Annotated in this window: 11 protein-coding genes, 2 tRNA genes, 2 rRNA genes and 1 pseudogene; 7 read left to right on the top strand and 9 right to left on the bottom strand. The window is 50.8% G+C overall.

Annotation, left to right across the window (positions count from 1 at the left end; all coding sequences use genetic code 11):
• Positions 1 to 5 precede the first annotated feature (5 nt).
• Complete coding sequence (locus BLS62_RS05770; RefSeq protein WP_093178071.1) at positions 6 to 1181, top strand: YgeY family selenium metabolism-linked hydrolase; 1176 nt, start codon at positions 6 to 8, stop codon at positions 1179 to 1181.
• 324 nt (positions 1182 to 1505) lie between these two features.
• Here BLS62_RS05770 and BLS62_RS05765 read toward each other — a convergent pair whose 3' ends face one another.
• Positions 1506 to 2165, bottom strand: a complete 660-nt coding sequence (locus BLS62_RS05765; RefSeq protein ID WP_093178068.1) for an IS5 family transposase — start codon at positions 2163 to 2165, stop codon at positions 1506 to 1508.
• Positions 2166 to 2472: 307 nt separating this feature from the next.
• Here BLS62_RS05765 and BLS62_RS05760 point away from each other — a divergent pair, with 307 nt between their 5' ends.
• Together BLS62_RS05760 and BLS62_RS30470 are read left to right on the top strand one after the other, a co-directional pair.
• Positions 2473 to 3468: an alpha/beta hydrolase gene (locus BLS62_RS05760; RefSeq protein ID WP_093178066.1), complete on the top strand. Its 996-nt coding sequence runs from the start codon at positions 2473 to 2475 to the stop codon at positions 3466 to 3468.
• Positions 3469 to 4251: 783 nt separating this feature from the next.
• Positions 4252 to 4530 (top strand): annotated as a pseudogene (locus tag BLS62_RS30470) (integrase core domain-containing protein); the annotation flags it as partial.
• A 6-nt stretch (positions 4531 to 4536) separates the two neighbouring features.
• On the opposite strand, the gene BLS62_RS05750 reads toward BLS62_RS30470, so the two are convergent.
• Positions 4537 to 5796: an IS256 family transposase gene (locus tag BLS62_RS05750; RefSeq protein WP_093175281.1), complete on the bottom strand. Its 1260-nt coding sequence runs from the start codon at positions 5794 to 5796 to the stop codon at positions 4537 to 4539.
• Positions 5797 to 5987: 191 nt separating this feature from the next.
• Here BLS62_RS05750 and BLS62_RS05745 point away from each other — a divergent pair, with 191 nt between their 5' ends.
• Both BLS62_RS05745 and BLS62_RS05740 read left to right on the top strand, forming a co-directional pair.
• Complete coding sequence (locus BLS62_RS05745; RefSeq protein WP_093178060.1) at positions 5988 to 6422, top strand: peptidoglycan recognition protein family protein; 435 nt, start codon at positions 5988 to 5990, stop codon at positions 6420 to 6422.
• 2 nt (positions 6423 to 6424) lie between these two features.
• Entirely contained in the window at positions 6425 to 6931 is a 507-nt protein-coding gene (locus tag BLS62_RS05740) for a hypothetical protein (RefSeq protein ID WP_093178057.1), read from the top strand.
• 428 nt (positions 6932 to 7359) lie between these two features.
• Here BLS62_RS05740 and BLS62_RS05735 read toward each other — a convergent pair whose 3' ends face one another.
• The 3 genes from BLS62_RS05735 to BLS62_RS05725 are packed head-to-tail and all read right to left on the bottom strand — an operon-like array spanning position 7360 to position 11114.
• Positions 7360 to 7944, bottom strand: a complete 585-nt coding sequence (locus BLS62_RS05735) for a super-infection exclusion protein B (RefSeq protein ID WP_093178055.1) — start codon at positions 7942 to 7944, stop codon at positions 7360 to 7362.
• A 10-nt stretch (positions 7945 to 7954) separates the two neighbouring features.
• The gene (locus BLS62_RS05730; RefSeq protein WP_093178052.1) at positions 7955 to 9283 is read right to left on the bottom strand and encodes an ATP-binding domain-containing protein; all 1329 of its coding nucleotides are present in this window, start codon (positions 9281 to 9283) and stop codon (positions 7955 to 7957) included.
• On the bottom strand, positions 9273 to 11114 hold the full coding sequence (locus tag BLS62_RS05725) for an ATP-dependent nuclease (protein WP_093178049.1): 1842 nt from the start codon (positions 11112 to 11114) through the stop codon (positions 9273 to 9275). Before BLS62_RS05725 ends, BLS62_RS05730 begins: the two co-directional genes overlap by 11 nt.
• A 526-nt stretch (positions 11115 to 11640) precedes the next feature.
• Here BLS62_RS05725 and istA point away from each other — a divergent pair.
• Positions 11641 to 12894 carry an IS21 family transposase gene (gene istA / locus BLS62_RS05715; protein ID WP_093176930.1) on the top strand — a complete coding sequence of 418 codons (1254 nt, stop codon included), beginning with the start codon at positions 11641 to 11643 and terminating at the stop codon, positions 12892 to 12894.
• Entirely contained in the window at positions 12891 to 13718 is an 828-nt protein-coding gene (gene istB, locus BLS62_RS05710; RefSeq protein WP_093175407.1) for an IS21-like element helper ATPase IstB, read from the top strand. The genes istA and istB overlap by 4 nt, the downstream gene beginning before the upstream one ends.
• Before the next feature lie 458 nt (positions 13719 to 14176).
• Here istB and BLS62_RS05705 read toward each other — a convergent pair.
• From BLS62_RS05705 to BLS62_RS05690, 4 genes are all read right to left on the bottom strand, one after another.
• Positions 14177 to 14253: transfer RNA gene (locus BLS62_RS05705), tRNA-Met, on the bottom strand.
• Positions 14254 to 14327: 74 nt separating this feature from the next.
• A 5S ribosomal RNA gene (gene rrf, locus BLS62_RS05700) occupies positions 14328 to 14442 on the bottom strand.
• Positions 14443 to 14716: 274 nt separating this feature from the next.
• Positions 14717 to 17446 (bottom strand): 23S ribosomal RNA (locus BLS62_RS05695).
• Positions 17447 to 17941: 495 nt separating this feature from the next.
• Positions 17942 to 18017 (bottom strand) — tRNA-Ala (locus tag BLS62_RS05690).
• Between the last annotated feature and the right edge of the window lie 26 nt (positions 18018 to 18043).

Raw genomic sequence — 18043 nt, 5'->3', positions numbered from 1 at the left:
GAAATATGTCAGAAGTAATTACTGCATACCTTGATAGCAAAAGAGACGACTTAATTGCGTTTACCAGCGATCTTATTCAGATCGAAAGTTACACAACTAAGGAAAAAGAAGCCAGTACCCGTGTTGTTAAGGAGATGCAAGCTCTCGGCTATGACGACGTTAAAGTCGACAGCTTTGGCAGCGTAATGGGTCGTGTCGGCAACGGCAAAACAGTGCTGCTGTACGATGCGCATATTGATGTTGTTGAAGCGTTGGATGGCGCAGATTGGAAACACGCTCCCTTCAGTGCAACGATCGAAGATGGATGCATGCATGGGCGCGGGACCGTGGATACCAAATCCTCCGTCTGTGCAATGGTTTATGCAGGTCAGGCGATGAAGGAGCTTGGCTTGCTGGAAGGCAAAACAGTTTATATCTCCGCTTCCGTCGGTGAAGAAGATTACGACGGGTTTTTCTTAGAAAATGCAATTCGTGAACATGGAATTGAAGCAGATTTTGCCATTATTGGTGAGCCGAGCGATCTAAAGCTTGCTGTTGGCCACCGTGGACGGTCTATGTACACCATTCGCACAACTGGCAAGTCTGCCCATGGGTCTGCGCCCCACAACGGCGTGAATGCTATTTATAAAATGGCAGAGGTTCTCAAACGCGTTGAAGCACAGCAAGGCAAATTCGATTTGCTGACAGGAGAAAAAGGGTCTGTCGTTGTTTCCAATATTGACGCGCGTACTGCATCGCTAAATGCCATTCCAGACCAATGTACGATCTATCTTGACCGCCGTCTGGCTCTTGGGGAAACCGAGGAGATTGTCGGAGCGGAGATGGATGCGATCGTTGAAGGCACTGATGCAAAATGGGAAATTTATCGTGCGACCGGTGAAAGCTTCACAGGCAAATTGATTGATATGCATGTGTTCCTGCCTGCATGGGAAACCAAGACGGATCATCCTCTGGTTCAAGCAGGAGAGCAGGCAATCGAGCGAACTACAGGTGAAACCAATAGCATTTTCAAATGGGAGTTTGCTACAAACGGCTTCGCAACAAATGGCCCTTTCTCGGTGCCGACTATTGGTGTTGGACCGGGCGAAATAAAGTATGCGCACATGAAGGATGAAAACTGCAAGGTGGAAGACATCATGTCTGCTGCGAAGATCTACACAAATATTGCAGCACTCATTTAGTCGTTAATCCGCAAACCCATCATGCACTCAAAGCCAGCATCGACGGCGATCCTCCCTATAATCGACGTCGGTGTTGGCTTGAGTGAGGCGCGATACTAACTTGATGACATGCGGGAATATAAGATTGCCAATGGATGCATTGGTAGAAGGTGGACGCGACAGCTCTTAAGCGAACCCCGACTTTCTAATCGCCAGCTCTCCCCATGGTATATTAGAAGCCCCGATGTACTTTTTTTGTGGCCTTGCTGCAAGGAAGGCGCATCGTAGTGACGCTGTTGCACAATTCGAAATTAGCTTACAGCTTGCCCAATCCCATACATCTGGTCATGCAGAAACCTTCTCGAACGTGGCGTGTCCGAGGGCCGTCATTGTGTTGAGAACGGCGACGCTAAGTTTTGCCTCTGTCCTCTGATTGTTCAACTTTCGTGACCTGAGGGTGGTCCCGATCACCTGCTTCAAGCGGCCCATCAAGGTTTCGCCTCGAGACCTTCTGCCATATCCGGGTTGCTTTTTCCAAGACATCCTGCCGTTCTTTTGAATGGCAAGAATATCCCGGTCGCGAGCAGTGGGAGCGGTCGCAGCCTGGGGGCCGGAGATAGCTGTTTTGGGAGGTGGAATGATGACCTCGATACCATCAAAACGGCTTGCTAATTCTTGTCTCGTGGGCGTCCCATCATAAGCGCCGTCACCGAGAAATGTGGCAACTGTATCTTCGATCTGATCCAACAGATCCGGCACAGCGGTTGGATCGGCAACCGTATCCTCAGTCAGTTCAGAACATACGATTTCGCCGGTATTCAGATCAAGGCCAAGGTGAAGTTTACGCCAAGTTCTGCGCTTTATCCTGGTTCCATTCTTAGTTTCCTGCCATTCTCCGGCACCAATGATCTTAACGCCTTTACTATCTACTACCAGCGCTACTGGCTCAGAGTTCGTTCGCGGTTTGGGATTTGAAAGTTTCAAGCCATCTGCGCGGTGCGACAGGTTGAAAAGTCAGGAACCGGTAAACCAACTCCATCAAATGAAACACAGACCTCACAAACCAAGACGGCTTATGTTTGCTGATGGGCTGAAATCTGCCACGCTCATTCCATAGAGCCGTTTTGCTTGCTTCGCGCTTTCAGGCATTGGGTTGGCGGAGGGTTTTCACAGTTGTGGACGTATCGGCATTCAACGAATATTAGCTTAAATACGTGGTTTATTGGTGGTAACCTCTTCAGGACGATGGAGGTCCGGGATTTCACACATCCCGATCACTTACTTCTCAGTCTTATAAAACGAAGGGTGCCATATGTCCTTAAACAGAGGTCTGAGAGTCGTGCTGTTGGCTGTTTTTGGGGCTGTCGCCATTTATCTGGCGCTTGCCGTCGGGCTTGTCTTTTCGCAGCAGGTCGAGCCGCTGGAGGCTGGCAATACTTTATCATTTGAAAGCGTTCGTGAGGCTGACAAGAACGAAGATCCCGGCTTAACATCCTACACGGCACGCGATGGTACGCAGCTTGACGTGCGGCATTATTCTGGAGCCTCGCCAGAGGTGCCGCTGGTTGTGGTAATCCACGGGTCCGGGTGGCATGGCGGAGCTTATACGCCGATTGGGGCAGATTTATCAAAAACGCTAGGGTTCGAAGTCCTAATACCAGACTTGCGGGGTCATGGCCCTGACCCGGTGCGGCGTGGAGATCTGGATTATATCGGCCAGTTTGAAGACGATCTGGCCGATTTGATTACCACCTACAACACCACGGACCGCCCTGTATACATGCTGGGGCATTCGAGTGGCGGGGGGCTAACCATCCGCTTTGCTGGTGGCGCATATGGTGGTTTGATCGAAAAGGCGGTTTTGTTGGCGCCGTTCCTCAAACATGATGCACCCACAATGCGCGTTGATGTGGGTGGATGGTCCCATGTGTTGATACGACGTGTGATCGGGCAATCGATGCTGAACGCCGTCGGCATCACAGTCTTTAATGGATTGCACATGATCCAGTTCAACCACTCTTCTGCGGTGATTAACAGCGCGCAGGGACATACCGCGACACAAAGCTATAGCTACCGGCTCAATACGTCCTTTGCGCCGCGCAGCGATTATCTTGCGGATTTAAAACAGTTGCCTGAATTTCTACTAATCGCTGGGGTTGAGGACGAGGCATTCCACGCTAAGGCCTTTGAAACCACCCTCTCAGCAGCCAATCCAAAGGGTCAGTACCGACTAATCGAAGGGGTCGATCATCTTGGCGTGATTTCGGATGCCCGTGCGCTGACCGAGATCGAGAACTTCCTAAAATAACGGGATTTAACGCCCAAGCAAGAGCAGACCATACTCTTGCAATCACGACCTTTGAAATTCCAAATGTCGCATTGGATCTTTTTTCCTAGAAGTCCCGCGAAGTTTTGATTTATATCCAAACTAATTGAGACTGGTCGTATGCTAGGAAAGCCATTACCGATAATAGAACCCCCAAGACGAATATCTGAGCTTTAATCGAATGAAAAAATCCGGGTTTTAGTGTTCTCGTTCCCGGTTAAACAAACGACAGTGCAAATCGGGTAAAACAACTCTTCCAACGGTATTGCCAAGTTGTTTTTGCTGAGTTGCAAAGACTCCGTCCGGTCAGATGAGTGCAGAGCGCTTATAAGATTGGCAGCAAAAGCCTCTAGGGCGAGATGTCTCAACCACTGATGGAAACGCCCGAAGGTCCGGTCATGGCTCGTTCGTCCAAAGAGTAAGCTTTTGCGCGCTCTGCTCTTCGCACTTGCAGCGAAGGTCCACTTCGTTCGCGTCTTACCAGTTCATACTCCGAGTATCCAACAACAGCTGCTCAGCATATGGTGGGCTCAACAGGTGAGTGCAACACTTTAATCTTTTAGGAAAGATGGAGTGTTTGACATAAAGTACCGCCATCGTATCTACTATTCCGCAAAGCAACGAGCCGAGATCTGGGATCAGTGGCAGCAGGGAGAATCGATGAGTACGATTGGCCGGGTGTTTGACCGGCAGTCCTCCTCGGTGTTTTCCTTCATTTCTCCCACTGGTGGCATCCGTCCTTCAGATCGACGCCGTATGACCTGGCCCCCAACCCAAGGTAAGATCGTGCGTTGGCACCAGACCATGAAGAACCGCATCCTGCTGGAAAACTATTTCCTACCCGGTGATCTTGAAGATCAGATCGAAGCCTTCATCACTCACTACAACCATGAGCGTTACCATGAGAGTCTAAGCAACCTCACTCCCGCCGACGTCTACTTCGGGCACGACAAAGCTATTCTGCAACAAAGGGAGAGGATCAAACGAAAAACGCTCAAAGCACGACGCTTGCATCACAGACGAGCTAACCGCAAAAGTTGGTGATGGGTTTCACGCGGCGTGATTTTGGTTTGCATCACTCTCGATGCCATTCGTGAAGATGACACCCTGTATTATCTTAGGCAATTGATTTTTGCCTCTCAATTTCTGCCAGCGCTTCTCCGCTGCCTTGATCAGCATGAAGACCATTGGCATTGCAGTATCCCGGGAGAGGCAATTCTTGGTTTGCCTTGTTCTATGGCGCACAGTTGCAAAGGTTGATTCAATTGGATTGGTGGTTCTGATATGCCCCCAATGCTCAGCAGGAAAGTCATAAAAAGCCAACAGTTCGATCCTATCCTTGGCAAGGCATTGCGTGGCTTTGGGGTATTTAACCTCAAATTTCTCTATGAAAAGATCAAAAGCCGTCTCTGCATCTGCACGATTTTCCGCCATCCAGATATCCTGTAGATCCTTTTTCGCTTTGGCCTGCAAGGATTTAGGCATTTTGCTTAGGACGTTCATTGTCTTGTGGACCCAGCAGCGTTGAGCTTTTGTTGTGCCAAAGACTTCCCGCAATGCCGCCCAGAAACCCAGAGCACCATCTCCCACTGCTAATTTCGGTTCGATCTGCAGGCCACGAGCTTTGAGAGCAAGCAATAGTTCCCGCCAGCTCTGAGTATCTTCCCGGTAGCCATCATCAAAGCCAATCAGCTCTTTCTTGCCTTCCGGTGTTGCCCCGATCAACACCAGAATACAGCGACTTTCCCGTTCTCCCCGGGCTTTCAGATAGATGCCATCTGCCCACATATAAACGTAGTTGCGCGCTGACAGGTCTCGAGTTTTCCACTCTTCCCATAAAGATCGCCAGCTTTTGACAAGGCCGCGGATGACATCCGGCGAAAGGTTGGGAGCATCAACACCCAACAAAGCACTTAAAGCTTGCTGAACATCATTGGTGGAAACCCCACGCAAATAGAGCGCTGGGATCAATTCATCAAGACTGGTTGAACGGCGCAGATAATTAGGTAACAGATTGGAATGGTAATGAATTTTCTCTTCTGCATTCTCATCTCGATCCCGGATCCGAGGTTTGCTGACCGTGACAGGCCCAACCCCAGTTTGGACCTGGCGCTCTGGCAAATGCCCATGCCGGACCACCCGCTGACGGCCATCTGGTAATTTTAAGTCCGAGTAAAGCGAAAGCACGCTCATGACTTCACTCTCAATGGCCGCTCGCAAAAGTTGCTGTGCACCCGAACGCAAAACTTCCGTGAGCGCATCTTGAAATTCCCCTGGCTGCACAAGCGGGATAACACTATCATCTGTCATAGGCGTATCAGCTCCTCTGGAGTCAAAAGCAAGCTTCGAACACTTGCTATGATACGCCGCAATTCACTCCGTCACCAAGATTCACCGTTAGCTCATCACAGACAACACGCTGCATAATCAAACCAACCAGATGAGCCAAACTCTCGCTTAGTTTTCACAGTTCCTGGACCCAAAAACTCTGCAGACGCACACTGGAGCGACAGCACAATCATCTTATTGTTGACAGAGCGGTCCGAACACATGCAGGTGCGTTTAAACCGGAGGCCAATACCAATTGCCGCGATAGGCGCTATGTTGCACACGCCAGAGCACTTAACTCAGGATCTATTGGTATCGCCCTCGACGCCATGGCAGGCGCAAGACAATCTCCCTTTGATGCAGAAAAGTACCCAATCACGCACGAGCAAATCCACACGCTAGTCGAGACTGTTGCTGATCTCTGCGATACCTATCAAATCCCTGTCAACCCATATTCGGTCCTTACCCATGCTGAGGTTGAGCCAACACTAAGTGTCAAACAGCGCAGTAAATGGGACATCACCTGGCTGCCGGATATGACTAAGCCCGGAGATCCAATTGACGTAGGTAACAAGCTACGCTCCCTCATCGCAGAGGCAAGGCTTTAAGCATGATGAGCATCCTACTCCGCCAGGCACCATACGCGATCATAGCTGCAGCACTAGCCTCGGCACTCTGGCTCTTCGCTGACTATGTTCGAGATCAGGAACGCCTTCAAGCCGAGCTGAAGAACTCCAGACTACAACTCACCCAAGCCCAAGCCGCCCTTGTATGCGCTGAAGAGGTCGCACGCGTCCACCGGGCATATCTGCAACAGGCAGAAGCGAAAGCCGAACGCTGGGAAGAACTCGCCAATGAACTTCAATCCATGGAGGGCCGCGATGCGACTCTATCTGATTTTTTGCACACTGCTGCTGAGCGCTTGTACGGCAAGAGAAAAGCCTCCACCTCAGATAATAGCCCCGCCAACCATTCCCGCAGATCTCCTGCGCCCTTGCCGCGGGCCGCCCCTCAAAATGAAGGACAACTCATAGATGCATTAGGAGCCGAAAAGCGAGGCAGGGAGTGTACAAATGGGAAGCTAAAAGCAATTGGAACAATGGACCCATTGGCCTGAACAATAACCCCAGAGTGTGAAAAGTTATGTTGCGCTGCGTTGCAGGTAGATTGTTACCTTGCAACCTATTGCGGTCATTAAATAGGTTACTGGTACTCGCAGGGACAGCATGTCGCTTGGTGACCATTGCTGCCGTTCGCCTGGTTACGGAACAACCCCATCCAGAGCGAGACTCAACTTAGGATTGACCTTAATCAGCTTGAAGCTGAGGGCCAAAAGCCGCCGTTGGGACGTTTCTAGCAAGGGTTGAAGCAGTACCACCAGGAGGTGGCGTCACTAGCCCTCGCAAACGATCTATAACTACTCGAACGGCCCCTAAGCTGCCCCACAGCACAGCATCGCAATGTTGTCATTGGAGGCAGCGTTGCAGACATTCGCTGCGCGCGCGAAAATTTTAGTTCTCTAGGGGTTATAGAGCGCGAGGCAACTCAACCCCAAGAGTTCCAACTTGTAGATCGGTGCACGATCTCTCGCACTTCATCCTCAAACTGCGCTGAATTCTTAAAGTCTTCAGGCATGCGCTGGTAACCACGCTCTGCCACAAGATCATATAGTGCGTCGGGCATATAATGGTGCGCCTCGAATAAGCTTTGGGGGCCTGGAAGCAAACCTAAGGCATTTTTCTGTCTGAGCGACACCATCACATGGTTATCATAGCTAGCTTTGATCGTTTTGGTACCACTTTGGGTCATTACCCAAAGCACGCAAAGTTCTGAAAGGTTCAGAGAGAAAAATACCTTTTCAATGCTTTCTTGGTAAGCTTTCTCGCGAGCCCGCTTTCGGAAGGGAGCGCGGGCCGTGGAAACCATCCATGTTATGATCTCCAAAATAAGGATTGCCGACGCTAGAAAGAATACCAATAAGATTTGTGTCTGGTAAGCGTCGGTGAACTCCGGCTTTTCTAGCCCCAACTGGTCGATGGGAAAAAACAAAAGTGCACCGCTAAACAAAAACAGCACGAGGGCCGTTTTGGGCGACTTCAAAGCCTGAAAGAAATGAGTGATGAACTCCATAAAAACCCCTTTAGGACGGCGCGAAGGGAGCTGAATCCAGTCGCTCCTGTCCAAGTACAATGATTGTGCAATGGCTCTTCGCGCGGGTCATGGCGTTGTATAGCAAACGCCGCTTATGCTCATCACTTCCGGTTACTGAATGCGGCCACAGGACGATAACCCTGTCAAACTCTCTGTTCTTCGCGCCATGGATTGACATGGCCTTAATTTTCGCATTCTTCTTGAAACCAAGCCGTGTGTTGGTTCGGACTGCACCCGAGATAAAGGACTCCAGTTGAGGCTTCTCAAACTCGCTTTGGCCTGTCACCCTATGTAGTCTGCGAATGCGCCGGTCCACTGACTTGATCATTGGCTGCGCTAGGTGAATTTTTAGTAATGCACACACCTCGTCGTAAGAAGCTGAGGCAGGAAAACCAATCGCTTCCATCAGTTTGTCCGCAATGCTGTTATCACCGCCTTCCCAACTGACTGGAAATGCGTTGTGTGGCCATTGCCCTTGTTTTTCTGTGACCGTACTAATTGCTCGCCGTATGATTGTGTTCTTCGAATCTGGCGTGAGGATTGCAACGTCGTCAGAGCCACGTCTCAGTTGAAACGCCAAATTCCATGCGAGCAATCCTGAGTTCTTGGCCTTAGCTGGAACTTCCAAAAGTTCAATACCTTCACCGACCCAATGAACCCTGTCAGTCTTCCCGATAGTTTCCTCTTTCAATACGTCCCGAATGCCTTCACTTCTCCTCACGGCCAAAGCGGAGGCAAGCAAACCACTCTTGTCCGTTCGGTGACTTTGAGTAAGGGAGTGAGAGGTTCCGGCGTTTAACAATTGATCGATGAAGTTTGCTATTTCTTGGCCGTCTCTCAAACACTGGAAACTGTCTGCGGCAACAACAGTCGCGCAACACTCCTTCAAACCAAGAATTATTCCTTGCCGATGGACATCAAGGTCTTGGGCCTCATCGACCAGCACCAAGGGGTAGGTTCTTGCCACCCAACGGCGAACCTCTGCATCTTTCAGGAGCTCACCTGCTAAGAAACACGGCCCGTGAAACTGGCCCAGTTTCTCTGCATGTTGCCGCATCTCGTCGGTCACTTTCGCGCTTCTTCGTGTGGCTAGTGTCTGAGCAAAAGAGTCAAAAGTTAGGCAGTCGAACTTCCGTCTGAATGAAGCTTCATCGTTCAAGCTTTCTGTCAGCCGTCGTCGCGCACCGTTCATAAAGGTCAGAGCAAGCATACGTTGACCTTCACCCAACGCATCGTTCTCGATCAATTGACGGGCGTGAGCCACCATGCTGAAGGTCTTTCCGGATCCAGCAGGTCCTTCGAAGAAGTCAAAGGTCATTGGACGGCTCGAAACGGAAAGTGGGCATTGTCGCACCATCGTCGGTCTCTCGAACGAAAAGTGGGGAGCTCTGGACTGATGGGTCAATTAGAGTGTCACACAGTGCATTAAGTAGCTGCGCTGCGCGTTTACGGCACCCGGCGTCGTGCATCAGGATTGCCGAGGTAGTTTCTTGTGTGGGGGCATAGGACTTTCTTTCTTCTAGGAAAGCAGTAAGCTCTTCTGCGCCACCGATTGTCGTGCCATTGGCTTCAGCTATCTGGGGCAAAACTTGTTCAAGGTTTGCTTCCGCAATCCAAGTGACCACGTTTTCAATTTTCCAATCAGTTGGCCATATGATTGCCGCACTGGGCGATGGATCAGCCGCATTTAATTCCGCAAGGTAACCCCTTCCGGCTTGATCTCCATCGACTAGGATCGCGCAATGACGATGGACCCCTCTGACCACATCGTGCGTCTCAGCGATCTTTGCATCGTCTGTGGGCACGACCCCAACAAACGTCGAAAACTTCGATTGTTCGTCTTCAGGCGAATCCCAACTTTGCCTGAGCTCCAAAGCAGTTTGGAGCGCCTCTAGCCAAGCGACATCGCTGATACCCTCTGGGATCAAAACACGCTGATGCATCAGCGCGGCAATCAGCTTTTGTCGCCAAGCAAAAAAGAGATGTTGCTTGTGATTGGTCGGACCAGCGGGTGCTATCTTTGACAATGGTGAAATAGACATTTGTCCATCGTCGTTTTCGACAAAGTAAGTAGCTTCGACAGGGAACATCGCCGCAACAAGTGGCGAGTGTGTAGTGACAATAGTCTGATCGCAGAGCGCATTAAACCGGTTGACGAGCCGCTTTTGTTGAGAAGGTTGAATGTGCAGTTCAGGCTCCTCAACAGCAAGGACAAATGACTTATTCGCATCAGCTCTGGCCTTTCCGAATTGCATCAGCAACAGAAGACTCTGTAAGGAAGTCAATCCAGTTCCCTGCCGGGCGGAAGGGAGGGTTGGACCGTCACCGTGCGCAAAATGAGGCACGACGCTTTCAAGGACTGAGTTGCTGTCTGTCCCTGTTATTCGAAGCTGAAGCCTTGGTGAAGATGGCATGAGCTTGCCAAGTTCATCATTGGCCTGCTCAACAATTGCTTTAAGGCCGTCCTGTTCTTCTAAGCGCTGACCTGCTTCCGGTTCCCAAAGACGTTCCCTTGCATCGCGTATAGCAGTAGCGGGAAGGCCACCCAATGTTGCAACGAGACGTCGAAAAAGCTCTGACGTAAAAGAAATCCATTTGTCCCATGTTCGGGAAGCTGGGACCATGAAGAAGCCAAGCTCTTGAAGCGTCTTCGACGAAACCGGAGTGTGGCTTGTATCTTCATGGAACGGATCACCAAGGCTTGCTTCATCATCTACAAAGAACCTGACAGTTTCGGCTTCGAGTTCTTGGAGATCAAAACGGGCCGCAAATGCGATCTGAACACTAAGCTCAGTGTGATGTTCGTCTGCAGAGGCGGCAAGGCAGCCTGTGCTTGGGTTGAGCCACTTCTCAACACCTCCGCGACCTATCGCAAACCAAGACGGACTATGTTGCGGATCATTCTCGGGAAAGCCTGCGATGGTGGCGACAATTATGATTCGAGATATTTCGATTGGTCTGCTTTGGTGAAAGTCATGTTCGGTCAAGCGTCGAACCAATCGGTCCCTCCCCAGCAGCAGAGCAAGAGCCTCAACAATCGTTGTCTTGCCATTGTTGTTCGGTCCAACAAGAACTGAGTGTTTGCCAAAAGTAATGTCTGCATCTTGCACCCCACGCAGGCCTGAAATCTTGAGACGATGAATATGCATTTGATTTCCTGTTTCGGCCACTATCAAACCCACGTGACACGTTTAAGTTGAGTATATTGCGGTACACTTCAATTTAAAATGCCTTTTAAACAGGTAAGGCCACCATGCTCAAAATATCAGCTTATTCGTGTCTGCTTTGCATCGCCGCTTGACTTCATCTTGCGCCCGCAGCGAAGGTCTGCAATCCGCCCATAGAGACAATGTGAGTGGGGTCGATCTTGAGTTGAAGCCTTGCTGTAGTTAGGACGGTCGTAAGCGTAGGTGAGCGTCCGCAAGTGGTCAGTAGAGTAATTCCAGATCGCCCATAAGAGCTACTGTAGAAGCCTCCGGGTGAGCGTGTCTCAACCCATGATGGAAACGCCCGAAGGACCGCAGTGTCAGTGCTGGATGTATTCTCCCCAAAAGCGCTGGTTGAAAATTCCCCACTTTTTCAGCTTTGACTTTTGTTTGAAGGGGCATGCCCCTTCAAACAAAAGTTGGCCAAACTCTCCTCTACGTTCCTGTTGGAAAGAAGGGGTGTGGAGGAGTGGTCAATCTAGGGAAGATCGTAATGATCCATAATTTGAAGCAGCAGGGACTGTCTGTAAGTGCCATAGCGCGCAAAGCCGGGCTGGATAGAAAGACGGTCAGCAAATACTTACACCAAGGCCTTGAAGCTCCTGTCTACGGCCCCCGCCAGCGTGACGGGCGTGTACTGGAGGAATACAAAGGCTATTTACTTGAGCGACTGGAGCGGTTTCCCGGTCTATCTGCCCGGCGCTTGCTTCGTGAGCTGAAGACACTGGGGTTTAAGGGCGGTTACTCCACTGTAACGGAATATCTTCGCCTGATCCGTCCAGCTCCTCCGCATGCATTTGAACGGCGCTTTGAGACAGCACCAGGCCAGCAGGCACAGGTAGATTTTGCTGAGTTTCAGGTGGAGTTCACCAGTGAACCAGATGTGGTGCGAAAAGTCTTTTTGTTTTCAATGGTGCTGAGTAATTCACGGTTTTTGTGGGGGCGCTATTGTGCCAATCAAAAACTAGAGACAGTCCTGCGTTGTCATATCGCGGCCTTTGAGGTCTTCGGCGGAGCGACACTGGAAGTCCTGTATGATCGCATGAAGACAGCCGTTCTGGGAGAGGAGCCAGATGGCACTGTTCTTTTTAATCCTGCTCTTGTCGCTCTTCTGGACCATTATGGCGCTCAGCCGGATGCCTGCCAGCCCTACCGGGCCAAAACCAAGGGCAAGGTGGAGCGGCCATTTCGTTACATCCGGCAGGATTTCTTCCTTGGTCGTACGTTCCGCGATCTGGACGATCTTAATGCCCAGTTCACACGCTGGTGCAAGGAAATTGCCAATGCCCGTGTTCATGCCACCACCAACCGTGTGGTGGGCGAGGTCTTTGGAGAGGAACAGCCCGCTCTGATCCCTTTGCCAGCGCACCCTTATGATGCTGTTTTACTGGTGGAGCGGCGGGTCACGCGTGATGGCATGGTCTCCGTTGGAGGTAATCTTTATTCAGTGCCGGACACCGTTAAGAAACGGATGGTCGAAGTCCAGCATCACCCGCAAGAGGTGCGCATCTATGAAAACGGTCAGCTCATCGCCACCCATCCGGTCATGGAGGGAAAGAACCAGCGCCGGGTTGATCCATGCCATCGCAAGGCTCCTCCACGGGCAACACAGCGCCGTCGTCTGGCTGCGGAGCCAACCAAACACAGCGGTGTAAACCAACGCCCACTGGAGTTCTATGAAGCGGTAGGCCAACGACTTGCCAGTACTGGAGGTAAGCCATGAGTTCGCTCAGTAAACGCATTCAGTCTTCACTGGTAGGCTTAAAAATGCCGCGGGCTTTAGAGGTGCTCGACCACACGCTGAGCCAATTGGAACAAGGGGAACTCACGGCACTGGAGGCCCTGGATTCTCTGCTCAATGAAGAATATTCAACACGCGAGGGCCGCCGTATCGGCGTCGCCCTGACGACAGCGCGGCTTACTCCGATAAAAACACTGGAAAGCTTCGACTTTACCTTCCAGCCCTCGCTGGACAGGGATCGCATCATGGCTCTAGCCGAACTGGAGTTCATCACTCGCAATGAAGTGGTACACTTTCTCGGTCCACCTGGTACAGGAAAGAGCCATCTGGCAACTGCTCTTGGGGTTGCAGCCGTTAAAGCGGGTAAACGGGTGTATCGCATTGCTTTAGCTCACCTCATCGAAGCCTTGGCAAAAGCTGAAAAAGAAGGGCGGTTGACTGAGAAACTACGCTTCTTTGCACGAACTTCACTGCTAATCGTCGATGAAATCGGTTATCTGCCAATTACCAATGGGGGAGCAAACTTGTTCTTCCAGCTCGTCAATGCCAAATATGAAAAGGGATCCATGATCCTCACCTCAAACCGTGGCTTTGCGGAATGGGGGGAGATCTTTGGTGATCGCGTTATTGCCACAGCCCTTCTCGATCGGCTTTTGCATCATGCCGTCGTCATCCAGATCGAAGGTGCTAGTTATCGGTTGCGCAGCCATGCGGACCTCATGCCAGAGCACGTACGGGCTAACGCTTCAATAGCTCCACCTCCACCACCAAAACGACGCGGCAGGCCACCCAAAAAGGAGAGTTAGACCCACAGACAAGGCTGGTCACCAAATACTCAAACTGAGGACTTTCCGTCCAGCACATGTGGGGAAATTTGACTCAGCATTGACACGCAGTTGGCCCACCACGTCAGCAATGGCTTGATGTTGACCTAGATTTCTGCGCTGCAGCGAAGGTCGCCTTTGTCTCGCATTGCGGAGACCACTGACACTCAGGCAAGCGCCTAGCTTGTGGGCTACGCTTACTAATGAAAGTCCAATTGAGCATCAGCACCGTGCGTGCAATTTATGCATATAACAACCAAATTAAAATATGCCTGTTGTCACAGATCATTAGGAGAATCCAACGTCATTTCCGACCGACACCCGGCACTTACCCGTCTCACGACTGCTTCCAATGTTGACGTGGTGTTGACGCGAACGCAAAAAGCCCTGAACCAGAGGTTCAGGGCTTTTGTTATGTTGTTGATCTTTCGATCTTTATTTGGTTGCGGGGGCAAGATTTGAACTTGCGACCTTCAGGTTATGAGCCTGACGAGCTACCGGGCTGCTCCACCCCGCGGTAAACTTAGTATTGGGCACTATGTTGCCCTTATGTATTCTGGTTATTTTGAAGATATTTTGTATGTTTATCCTGCCCGGCAGCGCCCTACTCTCCCGCGTCTTGAGACGAAGTACCATTGGCGCAGGGGCGTTTCACTTCCGAGTTCGGGATGGGATCGGGTGGGGGCGCCCCGCCATAGCCACCGGGCAGGATAAACATACATAATTGCGATCAGCTTGTCTGAGAGTGCTTTGCACCTCAGGCGGATCTTGGTTTACGATCCACGGCTTGAGGTTTCAAGCATCTTTCAGATTGATGATTAGCGTCATCTATCTGATCTTGTATATTGAACTGGTCTATTTTGTTAGCCAAGTGACTGGCTTAGTATTTGTCATTTTCATCCATAGGCTTATCTGCTTTTTTGAGCAGGCCTATGTGACAAACTTAGAAGTTTGTCATTTGTGATTATAGCTTAATGGGAGTGATCAAGCCAATCGAGCTATTAGTAAGGCTCAGCTTCGCATATTACTATGCTTCCACATGCCTCCTATCAACGTGGTGGTCTTCCACGGCTCTCAAGGGAATACTAGTTTCAAGGTGGGTTTCCCGCTTAGATGCCTTCAGCGGTTATCCCTTCCGTACATAGCTACCCTGCAATGCGGCTGGCGCCACAACAGGTCCACCAGAGGTACGTCCATCCCGGTCCTCTCGTACTAGGGACAGATCCTCTCAATATTCCTACACCCACGGCAGATAGGGACCGAACTGTCTCGCGACGTTCTGAACCCAGCTCACGTACCACTTTAATTGGCGAACAGCCAAACCCTTGGGACCTGCTCCAGCCCCAGGATGTGATGAGCCGACATCGAGGTGCCAAACAATGCCGTCGATATGGACTCTTGGGCATCATCAGCCTGTTATCCCCGGCGTACCTTTTATCCGTTGAGCGATGGCCCTTCCACGAGGGACCACCGGATCACTATGACCGACTTTCGTCTCTGCTCGACTTGTCAGTCTCGCAGTCAGGCAGGCTTATGCCATTGCACTCAACGAGCGATTTCCGACCGCTCTGAGCCTACCTTCGCGCGCCTCCGTTACCATTTGGGAGGCGACCGCCCCAGTCAAACTACCCGCCACACACGGTCCCGGGTATTGTAGTACCGCGGTTAGATATCCATGAGGACAAGGGTGGTATTTCAAGGATGACTCCACCAAAGCTGGCGCCTTGGTTTCAACGTCTACCACCTATCCTACACATGTCATCACGAATATCAGTGTGAAGCTGTAGTAAAGGTGCACGGGGTCTTTCCGTCTAACCGCAGGAACCCCGCATCTTCACGGGGAATTCAATTTCACTGAGTCTGTGCTGGAGACAGCGGGGAAGTCGTTACGCCATTCGTGCAGGTCGGAACTTACCCGACAAGGAATTTCGCTACCTTAGGACCGTTATAGTTACGGCCGCCGTTTACTGGGGCTTCAATTCGCTGCTTGCACAACTCCTCTTAACCTTCCAGCACCGGGCAGGCGTCAGACCCTATACGTCGCCTTGCGGCTTCGCAGAGCCCTGTGTTTTTGATAAACAGTCGCAACCCCCAATTCTGTGCCCCCAATACAAAGTTGCCTTCGCATTGGGCTCCCTTCTCGCGAACTTACGGGAGCAATTTGCCGAGTTCCTTCAGCACAGTTCTCTCAAGCGCCTTGGTATACTCTACCTGTCCACCTGTGTCGGTTTAGGGTACGGTCTTATCGTGGGAGCTATTTCCTGGAACACCTTCACCGCATCTCCAATCCAATAAGGAGATACGATACACGGCATCCGTCACTACCCACAGGCCGGGGAATATTAACCCCGTTCCCATCGACTACGCCTTTCGGCCTCGCCTTAGGGGCCGGCTAACCCTGCGCCGATTAGCGTTGCGCAGGAACCCTTGGACTTTCGGCGAGAGGGTCTCTCACCCTCTTTATCGTTACTCATGTCAGCATTCGCACTTCTGATACCTCCAGCAGCCCTCACGGGTCCACCTTCATCGGCCTACAGAACGCTCCGCTACCGCTTAGATAAACTAAGCCCGCAGTTTCGGTGTATGGCTTGAGCCCCGGTACATTTTCGGCGCGGAGACCCTTATTTAGACCAGTGAGCTGTTACGCATTCTTTAAATGATGGCTGCTTCTAAGCCAACATCCTGGTTGTTTTGGGATCTCTACATCCTTTCCCACTTAGCCATAACTTAGGGACCTTAACTGGCGGTCAGGGTTGTTTCCCTCTCCACAATGGACGTTAGCACCCACTGTGTGTCTGCCGAGTAGTACTTCCTGGTATTCGGAGTTTGGTTAGGATCAGTAAGGCGGTGAGCCCCCATAGCCCATCCAGTGCTCTACCCCCAGGAGTATTCACTCGACGCTCTACCTAAATAGATTTCGCGGAGAACCAGCTATTTCCGAGTTTGATTGGCCTTTCACCCCTAACCACAAGTCATCCCCGAATTTTTCAACATTCGTGGGTTCGGTCCTCCAGTGCATGTTACTGCACCTTCAACCTGCTCATGGCTAGATCACTCGGTTTCGGGTCTAATTCAAAGAACTAAAGCGCCCTATTAAGACTCGCTTTCGCTGCGCCTACACCTACCGGCTTAAGCTTGCTCATTAAATTAAGTCGCTGACCCATTATACAAAAGGTACGTTGTCACCCAGAACAAATCTTGAGCTCCAACTGTTTGTAAGCATTCGGTTTCAGGTACTATTTCACTCCCCTCGTCGGGGTACTTTTCACCTTTCCCTCACGGTACTGGTGCACTATCGGTCGACTAGGAGTACTTAGGCTTGGAGGGTGGTCCCCCCATGTTCAGACAGAATTTCACGTGTTCCGCCCTACTCGAGGACTACAAATCTTTCTACCCGTACGGGACTATCACCCAATAACGTCAAGCTTCCCAACTTGTTCCGGTTCTTAATTTGTAGCCACTGGCCTGGTCCGCGTTCGCTCGCCACTACTAACGGAGTCTCGGTTGATGTCCTTTCCTCTGGGTACTTAGATGTTTCAGTTCCCCAGGTTTGCCCCCTTGCGGGTACACCTTACGGTGTGGGTTGCCCCATTCAGAAATCGTCGGATCAAAGCTTATTCGCAGCTAACCGACGCTTATCGCAGCGTATCACGTCTTTCATCGCCTCTAGTCGCCAAGGCATCCACCAAATGCTCTTATTACACTTGATCACTCTCATTAGCTATAATCACAAACAGTCCGAAGACCGCTCGTAAATCTAACAAAATATAAGCTTGATTGTCACTTGGAACATCCAACATTTTATTCGATAGACTTATCTGAACCAGCAATGCTGATCAGGCCTATCTTCGTTGGATGTAATCTTGTTGCTGCATAAAGACCCAATCGCTAAGCAATCAAATAATCATGCGGCTGATACACAATGTGTATCAAGACCAGTTCATGAGACATAACTGGCGGGGCAGCGGTTAAACGCCCCCGTACAATACCCTGGCGGGTATTGGTAACTGGCTAGTGACACGTCGAACAAATCAAAATGCTTGCGCACTTAGATCTGACGCTCAACGCGGCCAGTAATGTCTTCTCTTCAAAATGTCACAGAACACGCAATCACCATAAATGATGATCACAAAACGATCAGTCTTTCTAAGTAGATTAAGGAATGACGCTTCTCACGAAGGTCTGACTCTTCTTCGAAGTGTCATTGGTGGAGCCAGACGGGATCGAACCGACGACCTCATGCTTGCAAAGCACGCGCTCTCCCAACTGAGCTATGGCCCCTTTTTGTTGGAAGAACCTTGCATATG

It is taken from the genome of Pseudovibrio sp. Tun.PSC04-5.I4 (assembly GCF_900104145.1).
In the GTDB taxonomy this organism is placed as follows: domain Bacteria; phylum Pseudomonadota; class Alphaproteobacteria; order Rhizobiales; family Stappiaceae; genus Pseudovibrio.
This window is presented reverse-complemented; position numbering and strand designations above follow the sequence as displayed.

What these genes read in the sequence shown, in the direction of transcription:
- BLS62_RS05770 (WP_093178071.1), top strand. Translation starts at nt 6, where the DNA reads ATGTCAGAAGTAATTACTGCATACCTTGATAGCAAAAGAGACGACTTA.
- BLS62_RS05760 (WP_093178066.1), top strand. Translation starts at nt 2,473, where the DNA reads ATGTCCTTAAACAGAGGTCTGAGAGTCGTGCTGTTGGCTGTTTTTGGG.
- BLS62_RS05750 (WP_093175281.1), bottom strand. Translation starts at nt 5,796, where the DNA reads ATGACAGATGATAGTGTTATCCCGCTTGTGCAGCCAGGGGAATTTCAA.
- BLS62_RS05740 (WP_093178057.1), top strand. Translation starts at nt 6,425, where the DNA reads ATGATGAGCATCCTACTCCGCCAGGCACCATACGCGATCATAGCTGCA.
- BLS62_RS05735 (WP_093178055.1), bottom strand. Translation starts at nt 7,944, where the DNA reads ATGGAGTTCATCACTCATTTCTTTCAGGCTTTGAAGTCGCCCAAAACG.
- BLS62_RS05730 (WP_093178052.1), bottom strand. Translation starts at nt 9,283, where the DNA reads ATGACCTTTGACTTCTTCGAAGGACCTGCTGGATCCGGAAAGACCTTC.
- BLS62_RS05725 (WP_093178049.1), bottom strand. Translation starts at nt 11,114, where the DNA reads ATGCATATTCATCGTCTCAAGATTTCAGGCCTGCGTGGGGTGCAAGAT.
- istB (WP_093175407.1), top strand. Translation starts at nt 12,891, where the DNA reads ATGAGTTCGCTCAGTAAACGCATTCAGTCTTCACTGGTAGGCTTAAAA.